Source organism: Bradyrhizobium sp. INPA03-11B, assembly GCF_040446015.1.
Classification (GTDB): domain Bacteria; phylum Pseudomonadota; class Alphaproteobacteria; order Rhizobiales; family Xanthobacteraceae; genus Bradyrhizobium; species Bradyrhizobium macuxiense_A.
On record NZ_JASGSR010000042.1, the window covers coordinates 1 to 20,735 of the forward strand.

17 protein-coding genes are annotated in these 20,735 nt (G+C 61.4%); 4 read left to right on the forward strand and 13 right to left on the reverse strand.

The genetic code is table 11. From position 1 onward, the window contains the following. The coding region (locus QMZ05_RS19195) for an iron-containing alcohol dehydrogenase (RefSeq protein WP_353702161.1) at positions 1 to 724 on the forward strand (724 nt) is incomplete at its 5' end. 107 nt (positions 725 to 831) lie between these two features. On the opposite strand, the gene QMZ05_RS19200 is transcribed toward QMZ05_RS19195, so the two are convergent. The 3 genes from QMZ05_RS19200 to QMZ05_RS19210 form a co-directional block, all read right to left on the reverse strand. Next, entirely contained in the window at positions 832 to 1,653 is an 822-nt protein-coding gene (locus QMZ05_RS19200; protein WP_353702162.1) for an alpha/beta hydrolase, read from the reverse strand. Continuing rightward, a complete protein-coding gene (locus QMZ05_RS19205) occupies positions 1,650 to 2,120 on the reverse strand; it encodes a 2,4'-dihydroxyacetophenone dioxygenase family protein (protein WP_353702209.1) in 471 nt (156 codons plus the stop codon). Before QMZ05_RS19205 ends, QMZ05_RS19200 begins: the two co-directional genes overlap by 4 nt. A 193-nt stretch (positions 2,121 to 2,313) precedes the next feature. Beyond that, entirely contained in the window at positions 2,314 to 3,021 is a 708-nt protein-coding gene (locus tag QMZ05_RS19210; protein WP_353702163.1) for a glutathione binding-like protein, read from the reverse strand. 103 nt (positions 3,022 to 3,124) lie between these two features. On the opposite strand from QMZ05_RS19210, the gene QMZ05_RS19215 reads away from it, so the two are divergent. After that, positions 3,125 to 3,982, forward strand: a complete 858-nt coding sequence (locus QMZ05_RS19215) for a LysR family transcriptional regulator (RefSeq protein ID WP_353702164.1) — start codon at positions 3,125 to 3,127, stop codon at positions 3,980 to 3,982. Between the two features lie 78 nt (positions 3,983 to 4,060). On the opposite strand, the gene scpA is transcribed toward QMZ05_RS19215, so the two are convergent. From scpA to QMZ05_RS19230, 3 genes are read right to left on the reverse strand one after another with little or no spacing between them, the layout of a single operon-like run. After that, positions 4,061 to 6,208, reverse strand: coding sequence for a methylmalonyl-CoA mutase (scpA, locus tag QMZ05_RS19220; protein WP_353702165.1), 2,148 nt, complete (start codon positions 6,206 to 6,208; stop codon positions 4,061 to 4,063). Between the two features lie 29 nt (positions 6,209 to 6,237). After that, positions 6,238 to 8,253 (reverse strand): acetyl/propionyl/methylcrotonyl-CoA carboxylase subunit alpha, encoded by a 2,016-nt coding sequence (locus tag QMZ05_RS19225; protein WP_353702166.1) that lies wholly within the window; start codon positions 8,251 to 8,253, stop codon positions 6,238 to 6,240. Between the two features lie 5 nt (positions 8,254 to 8,258). After that, positions 8,259 to 9,788 (reverse strand): acyl-CoA carboxylase subunit beta, encoded by a 1,530-nt coding sequence (locus QMZ05_RS19230; protein ID WP_353702167.1) that lies wholly within the window; start codon positions 9,786 to 9,788, stop codon positions 8,259 to 8,261. A gap of 286 nt (positions 9,789 to 10,074) precedes the next feature. On the opposite strand from QMZ05_RS19230, the gene QMZ05_RS19235 reads away from it, so the two are divergent. Then, positions 10,075 to 11,523: a short-chain fatty acyl-CoA regulator family protein gene (locus tag QMZ05_RS19235; RefSeq protein ID WP_353702168.1), complete on the forward strand. Its 1,449-nt coding sequence runs from the start codon at positions 10,075 to 10,077 to the stop codon at positions 11,521 to 11,523. 756 nt (positions 11,524 to 12,279) lie between these two features. Here the strand turns inward: QMZ05_RS19235 and QMZ05_RS19240 are convergent. After that, on the reverse strand, positions 12,280 to 12,606 hold the full coding sequence (locus QMZ05_RS19240) for a hypothetical protein (RefSeq protein ID WP_353702169.1): 327 nt from the start codon (positions 12,604 to 12,606) through the stop codon (positions 12,280 to 12,282). 187 nt (positions 12,607 to 12,793) lie between these two features. Here QMZ05_RS19240 and QMZ05_RS19245 point away from each other — a divergent pair, with 187 nt between their 5' ends. Beyond that, on the forward strand, positions 12,794 to 13,657 hold the full coding sequence (locus QMZ05_RS19245; RefSeq protein ID WP_353702170.1) for a helix-turn-helix transcriptional regulator: 864 nt from the start codon (positions 12,794 to 12,796) through the stop codon (positions 13,655 to 13,657). Positions 13,658 to 13,718: 61 nt separating this feature from the next. Here the strand turns inward: QMZ05_RS19245 and QMZ05_RS19250 are convergent, their stop codons facing one another. The 6 genes from QMZ05_RS19250 to QMZ05_RS19275 all read right to left on the reverse strand — a co-directional run bounded on the left by QMZ05_RS19250 (position 13,719) and on the right by QMZ05_RS19275 (position 20,662). Next, the gene (locus QMZ05_RS19250; protein WP_353702171.1) at positions 13,719 to 14,951 is read right to left on the reverse strand and encodes an ABC transporter substrate-binding protein; all 1,233 of its coding nucleotides are present in this window, start codon (positions 14,949 to 14,951) and stop codon (positions 13,719 to 13,721) included. Between the two features lie 166 nt (positions 14,952 to 15,117). After that, positions 15,118 to 16,989, reverse strand: a complete 1,872-nt coding sequence (locus QMZ05_RS19255) for an AMP-binding protein (protein WP_353702172.1) — start codon at positions 16,987 to 16,989, stop codon at positions 15,118 to 15,120. Between the two features lies 1 nt (position 16,990). Further along, positions 16,991 to 17,770, reverse strand: a complete 780-nt coding sequence (locus QMZ05_RS19260; RefSeq protein ID WP_353702173.1) for an enoyl-CoA hydratase-related protein — start codon at positions 17,768 to 17,770, stop codon at positions 16,991 to 16,993. A gap of 29 nt (positions 17,771 to 17,799) precedes the next feature. Then, positions 17,800 to 18,930 carry an LLM class flavin-dependent oxidoreductase gene (locus QMZ05_RS19265; RefSeq protein WP_353702174.1) on the reverse strand — a complete coding sequence of 377 codons (1,131 nt, stop codon included), beginning with the start codon at positions 18,928 to 18,930 and terminating at the stop codon, positions 17,800 to 17,802. A 196-nt stretch (positions 18,931 to 19,126) separates the two neighbouring features. Further along, positions 19,127 to 19,894, reverse strand: a complete 768-nt coding sequence (locus tag QMZ05_RS19270; RefSeq protein WP_353702175.1) for a creatininase family protein — start codon at positions 19,892 to 19,894, stop codon at positions 19,127 to 19,129. Continuing rightward, complete coding sequence (locus tag QMZ05_RS19275) at positions 19,895 to 20,662, reverse strand: enoyl-CoA hydratase/isomerase family protein (protein WP_353702176.1); 768 nt, start codon at positions 20,660 to 20,662, stop codon at positions 19,895 to 19,897. Between the last annotated feature and the right edge of the window lie 73 nt (positions 20,663 to 20,735).

Here is a 20,735-nt window from a genome sequence, read left to right on the forward strand (position 1 = left end):
CGCTGTACCGACCACGCTTTCGGCGGCTGAATTCGGAATCATCGCCGGCGCGACTGACGTCGAAACCGGGCTAAAGCACATCTTCATGTCCGATAGCCTGGCGCCGGACATGATTGTTTACGATCCATGGCTCGGCGCGCAGACCCCTCTCGATCTCTGGCTGTCGACCGGGATACGCTCCATTGATCATGGAATTGAGACCGTCCTTTCGCGAGACGGCAACCCGTTTACCGACGCCCTCGCCATGCGCGGACTAGCGCTGTTGCGCGAAGGTCTGAGTGCAGCGCACAGCGATCCCGCCGACGTCGAGGCCCGTCATCGTTGCCAGCTTGGCACTTGGCTCGCGGGTTCCAGCATCGGCCGGGTTCGCTACGGCGCCAGTCACGGACTTGGACATCAGTTGGGAGCGATCGCCGGCGTCCCGCATGGCATGACGTCCTGCGTGCTGCTGCCCGCCGTCCTTGCCTTTAATGCACCGGTATCTTCCGCACAGCAGGCCGAGCTCTCGGTGATTTTTGGCGTACCGGGCAACTCAGCTGCGGATGCGGTCCGCTGTTTCATCGAATCGCTTCGGCTCCCGACACGGTTATCGCAACTCGGCGTAGATGAAGGCACCCTGCCTCGGGTTGCGGAGACAAGCCTGAACAATGCGTTTGTCAAAGCGAACTTGCGCCCGATTGAAACGGTAGCCGATGTCATGGCTATCCTTCGCGCTGCTTGCTGACGCCTCCCTGAGAGGCGCAAGTGTATGCCAAACATCGCCTTGGACGACGACACAGATGCTCGACGCGGCGGCGCCCTAACTTTCGGCAACCGCCGCGCCGCGAACCCTCAAGCCTTGCCAAAGAACTCGGCAAGGGCGCGAGCCACCGCTTGCGGGTCGTTTTCCATCGGGATGTGGCCGGCCGCCTTGACCCGAACCAGCCTGCTTGCCGGAATCTCGCGGACGAACCTCTCGGCATAGTCAATCGTCTGGAACTGGTCATCTTCGCCCCAGACCAGCAGCTTGGGCGCGTTCGAGCGAGCGAGCTCAGGTAGGAGCTCGCTCGTGTAACGATGGTCGGCCGCGCCCGCGAGCGCCAACCACGACCGCGCGACACGCGGATCGGCCCAGGGTTGCAGATATTCCGCCATCTCAGCCTCGCTCGCCGGCCGCGCAAGCGCCTTGGCAACGGCCTCCCGGCGCGCCGCCACGACATCCTCAGTCGAGGTTGCAGCGGCCACCGCCGGATCGCGGAAGCGAGCGACCGTCGGCGCCGGCCAGGAATCGTACATCACGGCATTCACCAGCGCCAGGCGTGAGACCTCAACAGCGCCGTTGACCAGCAGACACTGTGCGACGCCGCCTCCGATATCGTGACCTGCGACCATGACCGATCCCGTGTGACCGAGCGCGCCAAGGAAGCGAGGAATCCAGGCGGCCAACCGTGGAACCGATGCATCCGCTCCTTCGAGTGCACCTCCGGATCGTCCAAAGCCCGGGAAGTCGACGGCGACTGGACGCAGCCCGACCGCGGCGACATCGTCGAGCACAGGCTGCCAGACGCGGCTCCAATACGTACCGTGAAGCATCAGCACCAACGGGCCGTTATTGCCAGCCGCCAGGTAGCTGATCGGAATTCCATCGACGTTAACTGTTGCGCGCGTCGTCATCGGACCATCCTCCTGATGTACTCCTCGCTGATTCCAACTTTCTTGTAGTGCCGGCTTACTTGTTCAAGCTTGGTGAAGGAATCTTCGTAACCGAGCGCCACGCCATGAGGATCAACATAAGTGTAGCCGCTGGTGACGTGAAACAACGTCACCATTTCCGCCACGTCTTCAGGCACGACGAGGGTGTGTGTCTCACCGGGAGGCTCGAAGGAGTAGTCACCGGCAGATGCAATCCAATCGTGCTCCAGATAGTGCCACTTGCCGCGGAGCGTAAAAGCATGAACCGGACCGGCGTGCCGATGGCGGGACACGACGCCCGAGGCGCGCACCCGGATCAGGTTGATGAAATAGCCCTGGCTGACGTTGAGCAGCAGCGGCTTGAATGAGACATCTTTCGCCTGCGGCACCCACAGGCGCTCGTCCCCATTTAGGTCGAGCGCCGAAGCAACGAGAGTGTCGGCGAGCATACCCATGGGCTGCGGCAGCTGGTACGGGACCTTGCTGTAGTCGATCGATCGCCGCTCCGGCGCGGGAGCCGCTTCAACAGGATGTGTGACAGTCATGTTTTTTCCTCGCTTTGTGAAACAATGTTTGGATGCGGACTCGAATGACGGGCATGATTTGGCTTAAGATGACCAGCAGCGCGATCATGTTGCCGACTCAGATCCGACCTCGATCGCGCGATGCCGTTTGTCCGAACAGCACGGATTTCGCGTTCTCGGTCACTGTCGGTTGGGTGTTGATCGTTTGGGCAAGCTCGTAGGCCCTTAACGTGGCGGGCCGCTCCTGCACGGCACGGAACCAGCGCTTCAGATGAGGGAAATCATCCAGGTTCTGCTGTTGCCGCTGGTGCGGCACGATCCAGGGGTAGGACGCCATATCGGCGATCGTGTAGTCGGCGCCGGCGATGTACTCGCGGTCTGCAAGCCTCCTGTCGAGTACGCCATAGAGCCTATTGGTCTCATTCACGTAGCGCGCCACGGCGTATGGGATGCGCTCCGGTGCATACTGAACGAAATGATGGTTTTGCCCGGCCATGGGTCCGAGACCCCCCATCTGCCAGAACAGCCATTGCAGTACGTCCGCACGAGCTCGGGCATTGCCCGGAACGAACTGCCCGATCTTCTCGGCGAGGTAGAGTAGGATGGCCCCAGACTCGAAAAGCGAGATCGGCTCTCCGCCTCCAGCGGGCTCACGATCGAGCAGTGCGGGAATGCGGTTGTTCGGCGCGATCTTGAGAAACTCGGGCGAGAATTGCTCACCTGTCGAGATGTTGACCGGAATGACGCGATACGGCAGGCCGCTCTCCTCGAGGAAGATCGTCACCTTGTGGCCGTTTGGCGTGGTCCAGTAATAGAGATCGAGCATGATCCGCGGCCTCCCAAATTGTGCTCTGTCCCCCTCATATTGGTGGGCTGGTTTTTCGCTGTGAATTCGCTAGAACTTCGCAGTCGATGTGAATTTTTGCACAATGGCCGACTGGGAAAACCTGAAGTCATTCGCCGCCCTAGCGCGCAGCGGCACGCTCTCCGCCGCGGCACGTCTGCTCGCGGTCGAGCATGCGACCATTGCGCGCCGTATCGCGGCGCTGGAGCAGGAGCTTGGGCTGCGACTGGTGGACCGTCGTGGGCGGCAACTATTGCTGACCGCGGCGGGCAAGCGCGTCGCTAGTCTCGTCGGGCCGATGGATGCACAGGCCCAAGCGATTGAGCGAACGGCCTCCGGCGAACGAGCAGAGGTCTCCGGGGAAGTCACCATCAGCGCAACACCGGTACTCGCGGCCACAATGCTGGCGGAGCCGATTGTCGACCTGCGCCGGTCGCACCCCAGGCTTACAATCCGAGTCTTGGCCGAGACGCGCTACTCGTCACTCAACCAGCGCGAAGCTGATATTGCTGTACGTTTCAGCCGCCCGATCGAAGGCGACCTCACGGCTTCGAAGGTCGGTGCGGTAACATTCCATTTGTACGGGAGCCGGGCTTATCTGGAGACCACCAGCGCTTCGGACTGGACGTTCATCGGCTATGACGAAGTCCTGGAAGGCGCTGCCCAGCAAGCCGCCCTCCGCCGCGTTGCTGGCGATAAGCCGCTGGCGCTCCGGTCGAGTACCCTCGAGCTTCAGGTTGCGCTTGTTCATGCCGGCGGAGGGGTCGCCGCACTGCCCGACTTTATCGCCGCCGGAGATCCGGTCCTCGCACGGGCCCGGCGGGAGAAGATCGCACAACGCGAAGTATGGCTCGTCTTTCATACGGACCTGAAGCGATCGGCCCCGGTTCGAACGGTAGCGACCTGCCTGCGGGACTTTCTACGAGCGAAGCTCGCGACGTGAAGCCCGTCCCTCACCGCGCATCGCGCCGAGATTCAATCGATCGAGTAGGGACAAGCCCATTCATCGAACTCCCCTCGGTCAAAGACGGTTGCTTCGCTTACCCTCGATGAGGTCGAGAACCGTCCTGGCCGCCTCGAGCACGTTGGTACCTGGCCCGAAAACAGCGGCAACGCCGTTGCGGAATAGCTCATCGTAATCCTGCCGCGGCACAACTCCGCCGCAAACGACAATGACGTTGCCTCCCCCAATCGCCGCAAGTTCCTCCACAACCTGCGGGACGAGCGTCTTGTGACCGGCTGCGAGCGACGAAACGCCGAGCACATGCACACCTTCGCGAACCGCCATCACAGCCGCTTCGGAAGGCGTCTGAAACAACGGACCGGCGATGATATCGAAACCGACATCGCCGAACGCCGACGCGATGACTTTCGCGCCTCGATCATGCCCGTCCTGGCCTAGCTTGGCGATCATGATCTTCGGGCGCATGCCGATGGCCCGCGAGGTTTCGGCGACCCGGGATACGAGGTTGGTGAACTCGGGATCACCTGCATAAGCCTGACCGTAAACGTCCGAGACAACTGCCGGGATCGCTTCATGGACGCCGAAAGCCTCTCGCATTGCGTCCGACATCTCACCGACAGTGGCGCGCGACCTGGCGGCTTCGACCGCCGCCTCGAGTAGGTTTCCCTCGCCCGTTCGGGCCACCTGAGCCATCGCCGCCAGCGCTGCACGAACTCTCTCAGTCGCCCGCATCTCCTTGGTCTTGGCGAGACGCCTGATCTGAGAAGCGCGGACGGATGAATTGTCGATCTCCAAAATATCGATCGGTTCTTCATGATCGAGACGGAAGCGATTGACGCCGACGATCACCTGATCTCCGCGGTCGACGGCGGCCTGTTTTCGCGTGGCCGATTCTTCGATCAAACGCTTGGGCCACCCGGTCGCAATTGCTCGGGCCATCCCTCCCATTTTCTCGACCTCTTCCATGAGCTGCCATGCCTCGCGCGCGAGCTCATCGGTGAGGCGCTCCACATAATAAGAGCCGGCGAGTGGGTCGACGACATCGGTGATTCCGGTTTCATGCTGCAGTATCAGCTGGGTATTGCGAGCGATCCGCGCCGAAAATTCGGTTGGCAGCGCAATCGCTTCGTCGAACGAGTTGGTATGCAGGGATTGGGTGCCGCCCAGCACCGCAGCCAACGCTTCGTAGGCTGTGCGTACGATGTTGTTGTACGGATCTTGCTCCTGAAGGGACACTCCGGAAGTCTGACAGTGTGTACGCAGCATCAAGGAGGATTGCTTCTTGGGCTGGAACTCCGCCATCACGCGCGACCAGATCAGTCGGGCGGCTCGCAGCTTAGCGGCCTCCATGAATAAATTCATCCCGATCGCGAAAAAGAACGACAGCCGCCCGGCGAAATCGTCGATGTTGAGCCCTTTGGCAAGCGCCGAGCGAACGTATTCGCGCCCGTCGGCGAGTGTGAAGGCAAGCTCCTGGACCAGCGTCGCCCCGGCTTCCTGCATGTGGTAACCCGAGATCGAGATCGAATTGAACTGCGGCATGTAACGCGCCGTGTAGGCGATGATGTCCGCGATGATGCGCATCGATGGTTGCGGGGGATAGATATAGGTGTTTCGAACCATGAACTCTTTGAGAATGTCGTTCTGGATCGTTCCGGACAACGCCTCGCGTTGAACGCCCTGCTCTTCAGCCGCGACGATGAAGGTCGCCAGAATCGGAATCACCGCGCCGTTCATGGTCATCGAGACGGAGATCTCCCCGAGAGGGATGCCATCGAAGAGGATCTTCATGTCCTCGACTGAATCGATAGCGACCCCAGCCTTGCCGACGTCACCGACGACACGGGGATGATCGGAGTCATAGCCGCGGTGTGTGGCCAAATCGAACGCCACCGACAATCCCTTTTGTCCCGAGGCGAGCGCACTGCGATAGAATGCGTTCGACGCTTCCGCAGTGGAAAATCCCGCATATTGCCGAATTGTCCACGGCCGGCCGCTATACATCGTCGCACGCGGTCCACGAACGAACGGCCACATTCCGGGTAACGAGTCCAGATGGGTGATGCCAGCCAGATCTGACGCGGTATAGACGGGCTTGACCGCAATCTTCTCAGGCGTCTCGCGCACGAGCGCAGCGGGATCGCCCTTTAGTTCCTTTTCTGCAATCTTCTTCCACTCATCGGGAAACACGAGCGCCTCCTTCATCCGCCACGTTTGCTGATGCTCCAACGGCTCTAAGCGAACTCCAGGATCAGCGCATCGACCGCGAGCGTGGCGCCGGCGGCGGCGTGGATCTTCTTCACCGTGCCGTCGCGCTCGGCGCGCAGCACGTTCTGCATCTTCATGGCTTCGACCACCGCGAGCGTCTCGCCGGCCTTGACCTCCTGCCCCTCGGTCACCGCGATCGACACCACAAGACCAGGCATCGGGCACAGCAACTTCTTGCCGGTGTCAGCGGCCGAGACCACCGGCATCAGCTGCGCCGAAGTCGCCTCGGTCTCGGTGAAGACATAGACCGGGACCTCAAAGCCCTGATGTGCGAGGCGGAAGCCGTTGTTGATCGCCCGCACCTGCACGGCGACAAAATTGCCGTCGATGGTGCCCTGCCAGACCGGCTCGCCCGGCACCCAGCCCGACACCAGATTGTGCGGATTGCCGGGCAATCCGTCGGTGCCGATGAAGCGCACCGCGATGGCGTCCGCCTCGCGCGCGACATCGAGCGCGATCTCGGCACGGTCGAGCCAGACCGCGCGGCGGCGCTCGCGCATCACGACGCGGCCGCCCATCTGGCCCGAGATCTGCCGCTTACGCTCGCCCAGCACATGATCGATGGCGGCGCCGACTGCCGCCAGCCGCCGCGCGATCTCGCCCTCGGGCGCACGCGCGGAAAACCCTTTCGGGAATTCTTCGGCGATGAAGCCGGTCGAGAGCCGGCCCTCGCGCCAGCGCGGATGGTTCATCAGCGCCGACAGGAACGGAATGTTGTGCCTGATGCCGTCGACATAGAAGGCGTCGAGCGCGGTCGCCTGCGCCTCGATCGCCGCGGCGCGCGACGAGGCGTGGGTGACGAGCTTGGCGATCATCGGATCGTAGTGGATCGAGATCTCGCCGCCCTCCTGCACGCCGGTGTCGTTGCGGATGGTGATGCCGTCATGGCTGGCCTCGGCCGGCGGACGGTATTTCACCAGGCGGCCGATCGAGGGCAGGAAGTTGCGGAACGGATCCTCGGCATAGACGCGGGATTCCACCGCCCAGCCGGTCAGCGTGACGTCCTTCTGCGCGATCGCGAGCTTCTCGCCGGCGGCGACGCGGATCATCTGCTCGACGAGGTCGACGCCGGTGATCAGCTCGGTGACGGGATGCTCGACCTGCAGGCGGGTGTTCATCTCCAGGAAGTAGAAGCTCTTGTCCTGGCCGGCGACGAATTCGACGGTGCCCGCCGAATCGTAGTTCACCGCCTTGGCCAGCGCGACCGCCTGCTCGCCCATCTTGCGGCGGGTCTGCTCGTCGAGCAGCGGCGACGGCGCCTCCTCGATGACCTTCTGGTTGCGGCGCTGGATCGAGCACTCGCGCTCGCCGAGATAGATCACGTTGCCATGCTTGTCGCCGAGCACCTGGATCTCGATGTGCCGGGGATCGACGATGAATTTCTCGATGAAGACGCGGTCGTCGCCAAACGACGACTTCGCCTCGGCCTTGGCGAGGTTGAAGCCTTCGGCGACCTCCGCCTTGGAATGCGCGATGCGCATGCCCTTGCCACCGCCGCCGGCGGAGGCCTTGATCATCACGGGGTAACCGATTTCATCGGCGATCTGGACCGCGTGCTTGTCGTCCTCGATGACGCCGAGATGGCCCGGCACGGTCGAGACCTTGGCCTTCGCGGCGGCCTTCTTGGATTCGATCTTGTCGCCCATCGCGGCGATGGCGCCGGGGTTCGGGCCGATGAAGACGATGCCGGCGGCCTCAAGCGCGCGCGGAAATGCTTCGCGCTCGGACAGGAAGCCGTAGCCGGGATGCACGGCCTCCGCGCCGGTCTTGCGGCAGGCCTCGACGATCCTGTCGATCAACAGATAGCTCTCGGCCGCGGCGGGCGGGCCGATCAACACGGCCTCATCGGCCATCTCGACATGCAGCGCGTCGCGGTCGGCCTCGGAGTAGACGGCAACCGTCTCAATCCCCATACGGCGCGCAGTCTTGATGACCCGGCAGGCGATCTCGCCGCGGTTGGCGATCAGGATTCGTTTGAACATGTTCCTCACAACGGCAGATTGTCGTGCTTCTTCGCGGGGATCTCGACCTTCTTATCCCTGAGCATCGCGAGCGCCCGCGCGATCCGCCGCCTGGTCGAATGCGGCATGATGACATCGTCGATGTAGCCGCGTTCGGCGGCGATGAAGGGGGACAGGAAGCGGTCTTCGTATTCCTTCGTCCGCGCAGCGATCTTGTCGGGGTCACCGATGTCACTGCGGAAGATGATCTCCACCGCGCCCTTGGCGCCCATCACGGCGATCTGGGCGGTCGGCCAGGCGTAGTTCATGTCGGCGCCGATCTCCTTCGACGCCATCACGTCGAAGGCGCCGCCATAGGCCTTGCGGGTGATGATGGTGACGAGCGGCACCGTGCACTGCGAATAGGCGAACAGCAGCTTGGCGCCGTGCTTGATCAGGCCGCCATATTCCTGCGCGGTGCCCGGCAGGAAGCCCGGCACGTCAACGAAGGTGACGATCGGGATGTTGAAGGCATCGCAGAACCGCACGAAGCGCGCGGCCTTGCGTGAGGCATCCGAGTCGAGCACGCCCGCCAGCACCATCGGCTGGTTGGCGACGAAGCCGACGGTGCGGCCGGCGATACGGCCGAAACCGGTGACGATGTTCCTGGCGAAGGTCTCCGAGATCTCGAAGAAGTCGCCCTCGTCGACAACCTTCAGGATCAGCTCCTTCATGTCGTAGGGCTTGTTCGGATTGTCGGGGATCAGCGTGTCGAGCGACATGTCGACCCGGCCGATGTCGTCGAAGCTCGGCCATTCCGGCACGCCGTCGGTGTTGTTCGACGGCAGGAAGTCGATCAGCCGGCGCATCTGCAGCAGCGCATCGACGTCGTTCTCGAATGCGCCGTCGGCGATCGAGGAGCGCGTCGCGTGCACCGAGGCGCCGCCGAGCTCCTCGGCCGTCACCACCTCGTTGGTGACGGTCTTCACCACGTCGGGGCCGGTGACGAACATGTAGCTGGTGTTCTTCACCATGAAAATGAAGTCGGTCATCGCAGGCGAATAGACGTCGCCGCCGGCGCAGGGGCCCATGATGACAGAGATCTGCGGGATCACGCCCGAGGCCTGCACGTTGCGGCGGAACACATAGGAATAGCCCGCGAGCGCGGCGACGCCTTCCTGGATGCGCGCGCCACCAGCGTCATAGAGGCCGATGATCGGCGCCCTCGCCTTCATCGCCATGTCCTGAAGTTTTGTGATTTTCAGCGCGTGGGTTTCCGACAGCGAGCCGCCGAAAACCGTAAAGTCCTTGGCAAACACGAACGTCTTGCGGCCGTTGACGGTACCCCAGCCGGTGACGACGCCGTCGCCGGGGATCTTGGTCTTCTCCATGCCGAACTCGATCGAGCGGTGCTCGACGAACATGTCGAATTCCTCGAACGAGCCCTTGTCCAGCAGGAGCTCGATCCGCTCGCGGGCGGTCAATTTCCCGCGGGCGTGCTGCGCCTCGATGCGCTTTTCTCCGCCGCCCAGCCTGGCGCCGGCGCGCCGCTCTTCGAGTTCAGCCAAAGTAGTCACGATAACCTGTGCCCTCGCGATCGGGCTCGACCTGCGATCCGAGAGACGCTCTCTTCACAGAACGAGCCTTGGTTGAGCGTATTGCCGGCGTGCGCCCTCGCCGACCGACCTGGAGGTCATCCTGACCCACCCACGCGTAAGGCGGCTGACCGGCCTCTGGTCGGCGAACCAGCAGCCTTTGCACCCCGGTCCAATGTATGCAAAGTTAGCAAAACTGGCGCCGTGGGAGGAGCAAGGAATTGCGTATAACTGCTGACATCATCGCGCTCTTTGTAAAGTTTGCAAAGTGAAGCATCACAAGATATTTGCCGGCGACCGGCTGCGGCGGCTGCGCGAGCAACGCGGAATGACACAAGCGGAGCTCGCAGATGCTCTTAGGATTTCGGCCGGCTATCTAAGCCAAATGGAGGGAGACCAGAGGCCAATCACACGCAAGCTGCTTATGGGGCTCAGTCGGTTACTGGACATAGAAACGAATTACTTCGCGGCCGACGACGATTTGCGGCTCGCAAGCGAACTGCGGGAAAGCGCCAGCGACCCACTGTTTGGGTCCGCAATCGCGGCAGACGAGGCGAGCGCGGCGGTAAGGGTCGCCCCCGACATCGCGCAGCGCTTTCTCCATCTTTATCGCGGCTATCTTGCGCTCGAAGAGGAGCATCGCTCCCTGCAATCGCGCGTCGCTCAGAGCGATGTGGGTGCTGCGAGCCGCTTTCCCTACGATGAGGTTCGGGATTGGGTGCAATCCAAGCGAAACTATTTTGATGCGATTGACCGCGCCGCGGAAAGACTTGCTGAAGTAAGAAACTTCCATCCGGAGAATCGCAGCGAAGATTTCATCAGGTATTTGCGTGACGTGTATGGAATCCGAACAGAGCGAGCTCCGGAGGATTTCGGCAAGGGGATAATCTGGCGGCTCGATAACAACGCCAAGACGCTCTTTCTGTCGCAGGATGCTCCGTTGGAAAGCCAGCTGTTCTGGATTGCTCACGTCATCGGCCTCCTTGAGCAGCAGGGCAGCATCGAGCGCCAGGTCAAACAGGCGCGACTGAGCAATGAGGAGGCCAAATCGCTGGCGCGCGTCGCGCTCGCCAACTACTTTGCCGGTGCGCTGGTGATGCCGTACGGACCATTCCTCGCTACCGCGCGCGAAGTTCGGTACGACATAGAACGCCTTCAACGACGCTTCGGTACGAGCTTTGAACAAGTCTGCCATCGCTTGAGCACGCTTCAACGGCGGGACTCGCCCGGAATTCCGTTCTACTTCCTGAAGATCGACATCGCTGGAAACGTCCTGAAACGCAGCAGCGCCACTCGCTTCCAGTTCGCCCGATTCGGAGGCCCCTGCCCCCTGTGGAACGTGCACCAATCGTTCTCGCATCCTGGCCGCATCTTGGTCCAGCTGGCTGCAACACCCGATGGGACGAAGTATCTTTGTGTAGCTCGGACCGTGAGCCTCTCCGCGGGGTCCTTTCTCAACCGTCCGCGCGCGGTTGCAGTCGGGCTCGGTTGCGAAATTGCCTATGCAGGCGCGACAGTCTACTCAATGGGCTTGGATCTGGACGACGCTGATGCGATCGACCCTATCGGCCCGGGATGCAGAGCCTGCGAACGCAAGGATTGTCGTCACCGCGCACTACCGCCGATTGGGCATCCACTTGACGTGGGCACAATCGAAAGGGGAGTCGTCCCGTACCAGATAGACTCAAAGATATCGCGGACTGGCGGCATCAGGTGACGGCGCGGCAGCCAATCCATATAGTTGATTGGGCAAGAAGCCACCACTTTTGGCTGTAGGATGCATTCGAACTTTCGCTCGTGATGCAAACGTCTGCGCCATGAGCGACAAGCACGGCGCCACGAACAACTCATCCAAGTTTCCGCTCCTGGCCAACCGCATCAGATTCGCACCAGAAGCGATCTCACCAAGAGCGACTAACGCAGCCGAACACAAGATAAACTCGAAGGAAAATCAACGATATCGCCCCTCTTCCCAGCGCTCATAACGGTCTGGTTGAAGGTTCGAGTCTTGCCGGGCCCACCAAGGAAATCAATAACCTAGCTCGTTTGTGTTGGCGCCGAAGGGATCACCGCACCAGATACGTGCTGTATCTGTTCGGCCCTCCTGCGTCGAGCAGACGTTAATCGCGGCTCGTCCGAATTGATCTCCGCGGCAACCGACATGGGGTTGGATCATTCGGTACCAGGCGCAGCAGACATCGCTCATTTGCTCGAAACCTTCGGCTCCTTTTCGCTGGCGGGCCAACCCCTACCGCGGTGAGCAGAGACGCACATGGGATGCGCATTCAGCCTCGCTGCCGGCCCTGGCTCCCGTTGCAGTCGACCGCATGGACCGTCGCCAACGTGCCGACCTCAGCAACGGCTCGTGATTGGCAATGTCTCGGTTCCGACGGCGGCAAGAGCGACTTCAAAGCCCTCAACGCCGCCCACAGCGCGACGGAGAAGTGGTTGGGCGGCCTCCGCCGGCGTATCATCACAATCCGGCGTTAGGCCGACCAAAGCCGCCGTCGTGCAGATGGAGACTACAATCCGGAAGCCTTAGGAACATCATGAAGACAGTCACCGTAGGATTTTTGTCGATAGTGACGATGGTCACGAAAGTGGCCCGGCGATAAAGCCGGGCCAAGTCAAGGGAGGAAACGAACGGTAGCGATATTTCGCCACACTGAAATGTGCGTTCGATCGAGGATCTCACGATCAACCTCAGCGACAGGACCATCGCGCGTCCGCTACGAAATTCTGTGCCGAAGACCGTGTAACTGCCCGGCTTTGCCGACACCTTGTTGTGCCAGAACGTCATTGACCTACGATATCGCGTTCGGACCGCTTGCGCCGATGTACAAGCTCGCTGCCAAGATTCTCGTTCCCGTCCCCGACTTTTCCGTGACGAACATCGCTCCGCGAACTATCCTCAGCAATGGGAGGCGACACGAGGCCTATCGTCCGCCGGGCCGAATTGGAACTGCAGCCATTGACGAGCGAGTTCGATGAACACGTTCCCCATTACCGACATTGATCACGGTTTGGCCAGAATGGTCCTCCCGGATCTTCGGATCAATTACGATCCGGTCGATCCGGACCAATTCGACCGGCCGATCGTCTCGTTTTGCATCGAGACGGGTGAGGATAACGACGAGCTTCCGCTGCACTCGCACAAGAAGGGGCAGCTAGTGGTCGCCTCTCATGGATCGGTCATGTGTCGGTCGCCTAACGGATTGTGGATCGTACCGCCCCAAGGCGCCGTGTGGATCCCCGCCGGCGTCATGCACAGCAATTGCGTGTCGGACAACGGAAAGGTCTACGTTGTCTTTATCGACCCGCAGGCGAGCATGCTTCCCAGCACCTGCTGCACCTTCACGATCTCGTCGCTGGTCCGCGAATTGATCCATCGGCTCGCCGTGTTTCCACCGCTGTACCCGCTCGACGGCCCGACCAGCCGGCTCGGACGTGTCCTGCTCGACGAACTGGTGCAGATGTCCACCGAGCAGATGTACCTGCCGATCTCCACCGACAGCCGGCTGCAGCAGCTCGCCACGTCGCTGCTCAACGATCCCGGCGACCGCAGTACGATCGAGGAATTGGCCGCCCGATATGCGATGAGCGTGCGCACCTTTGCCCGCCTCGTGCTCAAGGAAACCGGAATGACGTTCGGACGCTGGCGACAGCGCCTTCACATCATGGTTGCGCTCCAGCGACTATCGGCCGGATCTTCGGTCCAGGCCGTCTCGCTCGATCTCGGCTATGAAACGCCGAGCGCCTTCATCACGATGTTCAAGAAGACAATGGGCAAGAGCCCGCGCCGTTTCCTCGCCGAGCGGTCTGGCTTTGCCGCTCGCGAGCCGTCCGCATAGAGGCCTTACCCGGAAGATTGCGGCCCCAGCGCCATCTGCCGAGGCCGCAGCCCGTGCTGCCTTACCTCGAATTGAATGGAGCCAGCGGGTATTGGAACCCCGCTTCGGCCACTGCTTGCGGCGCGATGACCCGAGGCCTGCCGTTCTGCCCTTGCAGGATGGTGACGTCGCCTCCCATGTTCTGACCATTGGCATCGAACTTGATTTTGCCGCTGGACATCAGGATCGGCGTCATATCGGTCGCCTTAAGCGCAGCATGGACGGCGGCGGACTCGGCAGACCCGGCGCGGCTCACGGCATCCGCAACGATTTGTACCGCTTCAAACGCGCATCCGGAATTCGCATCAAGCCAGTCGTTTGGATAGTCGGATGCAAATTGCTTGAGAATCGCTGCGGCGTCAGGAGCCTTGGGATTGTACCAGAACGTCGAAAGGATCGCGCCGTCACCGTATTTGCCCAGCGCATCGTAGTACGCCTTGTCCTGCACGCCATTTGAGTTGGGGGAGAAGATCATTTTCGGATTCCACCCTTGCTTGACGCATTCCCGGACGATCATGATGGCGTCGTTGACGCGCGTCACCGACACCAGCGCGTCGGCGCCCGAGGCTTTCGCCTTGGCGACTTCGACCGAAAGATCCTTGGCCTTCTCGTCGTAGGGAATGTACTGGCTGATCTTCAAGGGGAGATCGATCTCCTTCCAGGCCTGATCGATGCTTGCCGCGGTTGATTGCCCCATCGTATTGTTGAGATGCATGATGGCAGCACTCGTCGGCGCATCCTTGAGTGACGACAACAGCGCCTTCAACTCAAGCAGGGATTTCCTGACGACCGTCAGCGACGTGGGATAGTAGCGAAAGACCTGGGTGAAGCCCTGAGACGTGACCTGGGTCGCGCTCGCGATGTGCACCACCATCGGAACCTTCGCGGCTTCCGCGGCCTGCAGCGCGGATATGGTCGCGCCCGAGTCCCAGGCCCCGATGAGGACCGTGCAGCCCTGCCGGATCAGATCCTCGGCTGCAATTCGCCCGTTCTCCGGTCTACTTTGCGTGTCCGCATGGATGATTTCCATGTCTATTCCGAACTTCGTCTTGGCGAACTTGGCGCCGAGGTCGATGCCGCGGACGCACGCCTGACCCGGAAACGCCAGAACGCCACTGCTCGGATTGATCGCACCGACCCGCACCTTGCCGGGCGAAGCTGCCGTTGCCCGCCGCGACACGAACCCGACGGCGGCGCCAACGCCACTGCCGAGCAGCGCACGACGCGTTAGGCCAGTTCTACTGCGATTCCTCATCTGACGTTCCCCTCATGTTGGCTACACACATTTTGTAGACGAGCCGTTGAAAAGCTTGGCAGTGATGGCACACACGGCCTTGCAGCGAGCACGTGTTCACACCCGCAGGCGCACGCGACGCGGCGGTTGCACGTGTGCGCCTTGCAGCCGACTGCGGCCGTCCAAATCACGTCTTCAGTTCAGCTTTGACGAGGTTGTCTTCACTCTCGTCATAAAGCGTGTCGATCAACGACCGATACCTCTCCATGATCTGCTTCCGGCGCTTCTTCCGGGTCGGCGTCATCACGCCGTTCTCGGGAGTCAGTTCTTCCGGAAGTATCCGGAACGCCTTGATCTGCTCGACTCTGGCCAGCTTGCTGTTCGCCTTGCCGATCTCGGCTTCAATCATCCGGACGACGATTTCGGAGTTTGCCAAATCGGAGTACTGAGCGATCCGAAGGTCGCGCGACCTCGCCCATTCCATCGTCGCGATCGCATTAACCTCGATCAACGCAGTGAGGTACTTTTTCCCTTCGCCGATCACCGCGGCTTCGGAGATGAACGGACTGTGCCGGATCTCGTTTTCGATCTGCGTCGGGCTGATGGATTTTCCGTTCGACGTGTTGATGATCTCCTTTTTGCGGTCGACCAGCTTGAAGAGGCCTGTCGGCCCGACATCCACGATGTCTCCGGTGTAGAGCCAACCGTCCCGCAGGGCAGACCTGGTTTCTTCCGGCTTGTTCCAGTACCCCACAAAGAGCCCCGGCCCCCGGACGATCATTTCCCCGTCTTCGAGAACCGCCGTCTCCCAGGCGGCATCATGCACCGGCACACCGACCGTACCGGCCTCCGGCCACTCCGCCATCTGAACCAAGTTGGCTCCGACCAGCTCCGTCTGGCCGTAGCATTCCTTCAACTGCAGTCCCCATAGCTGCCATAGCGACATCAGTTCAGACGGCATCGCAGCCGACGACGTGTAGCAGACCGCAAGATCCTCAAAGCCGACTTCGGCAAGCAGCGGGCGAAAGATCTGATCCTGGCAAACGGAGAACAGAGCCGATATCAGGGGATCCGGCGCGCCGCCGGCCTGGCGGTCATCCAGCGCCTTGCGGGCGATCGTCATCGCAAATTGATAGTCCTGCTTCTGCTTCGCCGACCCGGCATGGACCTTGCTGAGGATTTGCGTGGCAAATCGCTGATAGAAGCGGGGCGGTGCCGTGAAGTATGTCGGCTTAACTTCCTTGATCGTTCGGGCAAACTCCGCGCTGGCCTCGCCGAAATGCGGCACCATCCGGGCCAGCAGCGGCAATGTCGTCGCTTGCGCGCGCGCGACCGTATGCGACATCGGCAGATGCACGACAAGCCGATGCGTGTCGGACCGCATCCTCGGGGTAAACGTCGTGATGCTGTGCGCGCCGGCGAGCAACGACAGGTGGGTCAGCATGGCGCCCTTCGGAACGCCCGTGGTGCCGGATGTGTATCCGATGCTGACCAGATCGCTCGCCTTTGCCTTCGCAACCTGTGTTCGAAGAAATACGTCGGCATCGACGGATGTCTTTCCGCAAAAGGCTTTGAGAGAGACGACGTTGCCGGTCGAAGCGGCGCCGCTCCACTCTGGATCGAGCACGATGACCTTGCGCAACCCTTTGGCCTGGCCGGATGCCAGGACGATATCGAGCTGAAGCTCACTGCCGACGAAGATGAAAGAAGCGCTGGAATCGCAGAGGTAATAGCCGACTTCTTCCGGCGACGAAGTAAAGTACACGCCAACCATGACCCCGCCGGCGCAGATCGTCGCCATGTCGGCGAGAAGCCATTCCTGGGATACATCCCCCATGATGGCCGCACGATCACCGCGCTTGAACCCAGCGTTCCGCAGGGCGGCCGCCAGATCGGCCACTTGATCCGAATACTGGCGCCAGGTCGTGGCGATCCATTCGCCACGACGCTTTTGCTTGTATGCGACCGTCTCGGGCCGCTCCACTCTTCGCGCGCTCAGGAGCTGCGGAATAGTCACGTCGATGAGTTGGGCTCCCGACGTGAAAGATTCGACTTCCATATCACCGCTCCGCGAAGCGCTTCCGCTTCTCAGCGAAGGCGGCGACTGCCTCGCGGCGCTCGGGCAACGCGAAGGTCAACATCTCCAGCGCGGCCGAGGTATCTAGCACCAGATGCGCGTACTGCTTGATGATCTTGTTGACGCTGTATTTCGTCCAGATGATCGATTCTCGGGGACCGTCAGCCAGCAACTCGGCGTATTCGATCGCCGCGTCCTTGACGTCCCTGCCAGAGACGACTTCATTGATCATGCCCATGGCGGCCGCTTTCTCGGCGGAGATGAATTCGCCAGTCATGAGGTAGTGCTTGGCACGGACCGGCCCCATCAGCAGCGGCCAGATCACGGCGCCGCCGTCGCCGGCGACCACGCCTGCCGTCACATGCGTATCCGCGAATCGCGCGGTCGGGTTTGCGAAGATGACATCGCAAAACAGGGCGAGCGTCGCTCCGAGCCCGACGGCAACGCCGTTGACGGCAGCAACGACCGGTACCTCCACCTCGAGCATGTTGCGGATCAAGTGACGCCCGCTCCGCGTCGGCGACGGTAGCGGGCCCTTGTCGAGCGACTTTTGATCGCCGCCCGAGCAGAAGCCACGCCCCGCGCCGGTCAGCACGATCGCGCGGACGTCCCCGTCGTGATCCAGCTCGACGAAGACCCGCTCCAGCTCCTCGTGCATATCCCAATTGATGGCATTGAGGATTTCCGGCCGGTTCATCGTTACGATGGCGACGCCGCTGGCGCGCTTCTCGACGAGCAGATATTTGTAGCTATGCTGTGACATTGGATTCTCCGTCCTGTGTTTCCTTGCGCTCACTTCTGCGGCCGCATGGCGCGGATCTGCGCCAGAATGTCGTCCGTCGGTCGCACGACGTTGTTCCTGTCGTTGAAGTGCGGAATGACGTATCGCCCGCACATCTCGATCGCTTCCATGATCTTCTCGTGGTTCACCGAGTCGAGATGGAGCAGCACCTCGTCGATTCCCAGCGCCTTGAATTTCTCGATTTGCCGAATGACCGTGTCGGGACTCCCGCAAACGGTCGTCGCCGAGTGGTTCAGCAGGTAATCCCAGTCCCTTCCCGCGCGCTCCATGGCCGGCACGCTTTCGTTCATGTATGCGTAGTCATCGGCAAGCTTCGCCAGGCGAGGATAGGCGTCGGTGGAGATCCTCGCGTAGTGCATCAGTGCTTCGGCGTAGTCGTCCTTTGCTTTCTGGTCCGACGGGCCGATGCCGAAGAACAGCGGAAGGCCGACTCGGGGCCGCGCGAGCGGCCCCTGCTCGTCACGCTTCCAGGCGCGACGATACGTATTGAGAAGCTTGTCCTGGACTTCCCACCCCTGGTAGATCGAATTACTCATCACAGCGAGGCCTTCGGATCCGGCCCAGCCGTGACTGCGCTCGCTGGTCGCGGCGATGCCGATGACCGGATGCGGCTTCTGCATGGGTTTCGGCACCAGCATTCGCGGCGGGATCTGGTAGTACTTTCCTTCAAACGTGAAGATGTCCTCGCGCATCGATTTCTTCAGAAGCGCAATGCCCTCTTCCATCTGCGCGAGCGTCTCATTGGGATCGACGTTGAAGGCACGCATCGCGATGGTCGTGTTGGCCCGGCCGGCGTAAAACTCCATTCGGCCGTGCGACAGGATATCGGTCACGGCCAGTCGCTCCGCGGATCGCAATGCATGATTGATCTTCTGCGGCATCAGCGTGACCGCCGATCGCAGCTTCACGCGCGATGTCACCGCGGCGAGATAGCCGTACACCACTTCAGGAGCGGAGCTCGAAATGCCGCCGAGCGCCACGTGTTGCTCGGAAAGCGCGACGCAGTCGAACCCCATTTTTTCCGCGAGGCGCACCTCGTCAACCAGTTCATGAAGCCGGCGCGCGTAGCTTTGCCCGACCTGGGTTTCCTGCTCCGACCAGAATCCGAACGAAAGTGCCATCGTCTAAAATCCTCTAGGAAAGACTCGATGGCAGAGCGTCTCACAGGCGCAGCAACATTTTCGTCCGAATGCTGGGCGCGCCCGCATGACTTTCCAAATTTTGTGCTGTCGGCAGGCGGATCACATCCGACCCTTGACCAGCGCGCTTGCAGCTTCCAACGCCTGACGGCACGGAGGGGGCGAAACCGGGGTCGCCTTATTTGCCGAACGAGGCGGCCAGAAGGTCCGCTATCGCCGCGAGGCAGCGCTCGCCGATCGTGACGGTCGACCCATGCGGATCACCAATGATGCCGTTGCGTGTGACGGACTGGATCCCGCTCTTCCACATCATCTGAAGCTGCTCTTCGGATAGAGCGCCCAGGTGCCCGATTTCGAACCGATCCAACCGCACGCTTTCGGGGCGGAGTCGCATCATCAGGGATGTCTCTGCGATGTCGGCATGGCCACCGACTGCATTCGGATCACCCCCGGCATCTCTGACGGCACTCCGCCACCTGTCGATCCAGGCAATTGAATCGCAGAATGCGTCGATCTCAACGCCCGGCGGAACCCCGTGCCTCAGTCGAGGAAGGATGTTATGCAAGACGGGAAAATTTCCGATATGGCCGGAGAACAGCAGAATCCGCTTGAAACCATGCCGTGCGAGACTCGTGCAATAGTCCAGACAGATTGCTTCGAAAGTCTCTGGTCGAAGGGAAATGGTGCCTGACAGGGCTAGATGATGGGCAGAACAGCCGACCCTGATCGTAGGAGCGATTAGGGTCCTGCCGAGATGTCGCGCCACCTTTGTCGCGAGCGCATCTGCGTGATCCGCGTCCATACAGAGCGGAAGATGCGGTCCATGCTGCTCGATTGCGCCGCACGGTATCAGAACCGTCAAATATCCCTGCGCCAAGGCGGCCGACACTTCCTCGAAGCTCATGAGCTCCAGGCGAGCTTCTTCAAGGGATGCCAACTCGGCCATTCATGTCTTCCCTGAATTCTTCGACAGGAATCGGGCGCGCGCGTCCGCTGCACTACTCTCGGTCAAATAGGCGCTGAGATCCTCTATCGTCATTCCCTCGAGGGAAGCGTCATCCATCTGTCCCGTCAAGTTCAACGAGCGCTTGATGGCGGCAAACAGCTTTTGGTCTTTGCCGCGAAGATGCGTGCATACCTCCACGGCACGCGACATCACGTCCGCGCTAGCCGCAATCTCGCTGATCGCGCCGATTTCGAGCGCCTTCCGGGCGTCGCACAACTCTCCCCAATAGAGCAGGGCCTGCGCTTCCCGAAGTCCGAGCTTCCGGACCGCCTGCCGCATACCTTTGGCCGCAGGCAAGAGGCCGTGGTTTATTTCCGGAAACCCGACCGTGCACGCGCGATCCGCGACGACGTAATCGGCGTGAAGGAGAAACTCCAACGCGCCTCCGACCGCATACCCACGGACCGCACACACGAGCGGGCCCGGATATCGCTCCATCTCGCACAAGAGCGCATGGAACTCTCGCATGCGGGGCCTCGATATCTCGAGGCCGGCTACTTCCTTGATATCGCCACCCGCGCTGAAGAATCGCTTGCCTGCACCGGTCAAGACGATGCCTGGCGGTGATGCTTGCGCGGACAGTCCACGAATGGCATCCAGCAAGCGTCTGACCAACCCGTTGTTCAGGGCATTTGCCGGCGGCCTGTTCATGGTCATCGTGACTATGTCGGGGTCGCGCTCGACCAGAAGGGTATCGTCGTTGTCCATAGGAAGAGCCTAGGCGCCGCGCCTCGGAATTGGTTGCCATACAGCGGTTCCGTATCCAGCCGCGTCGGCACAA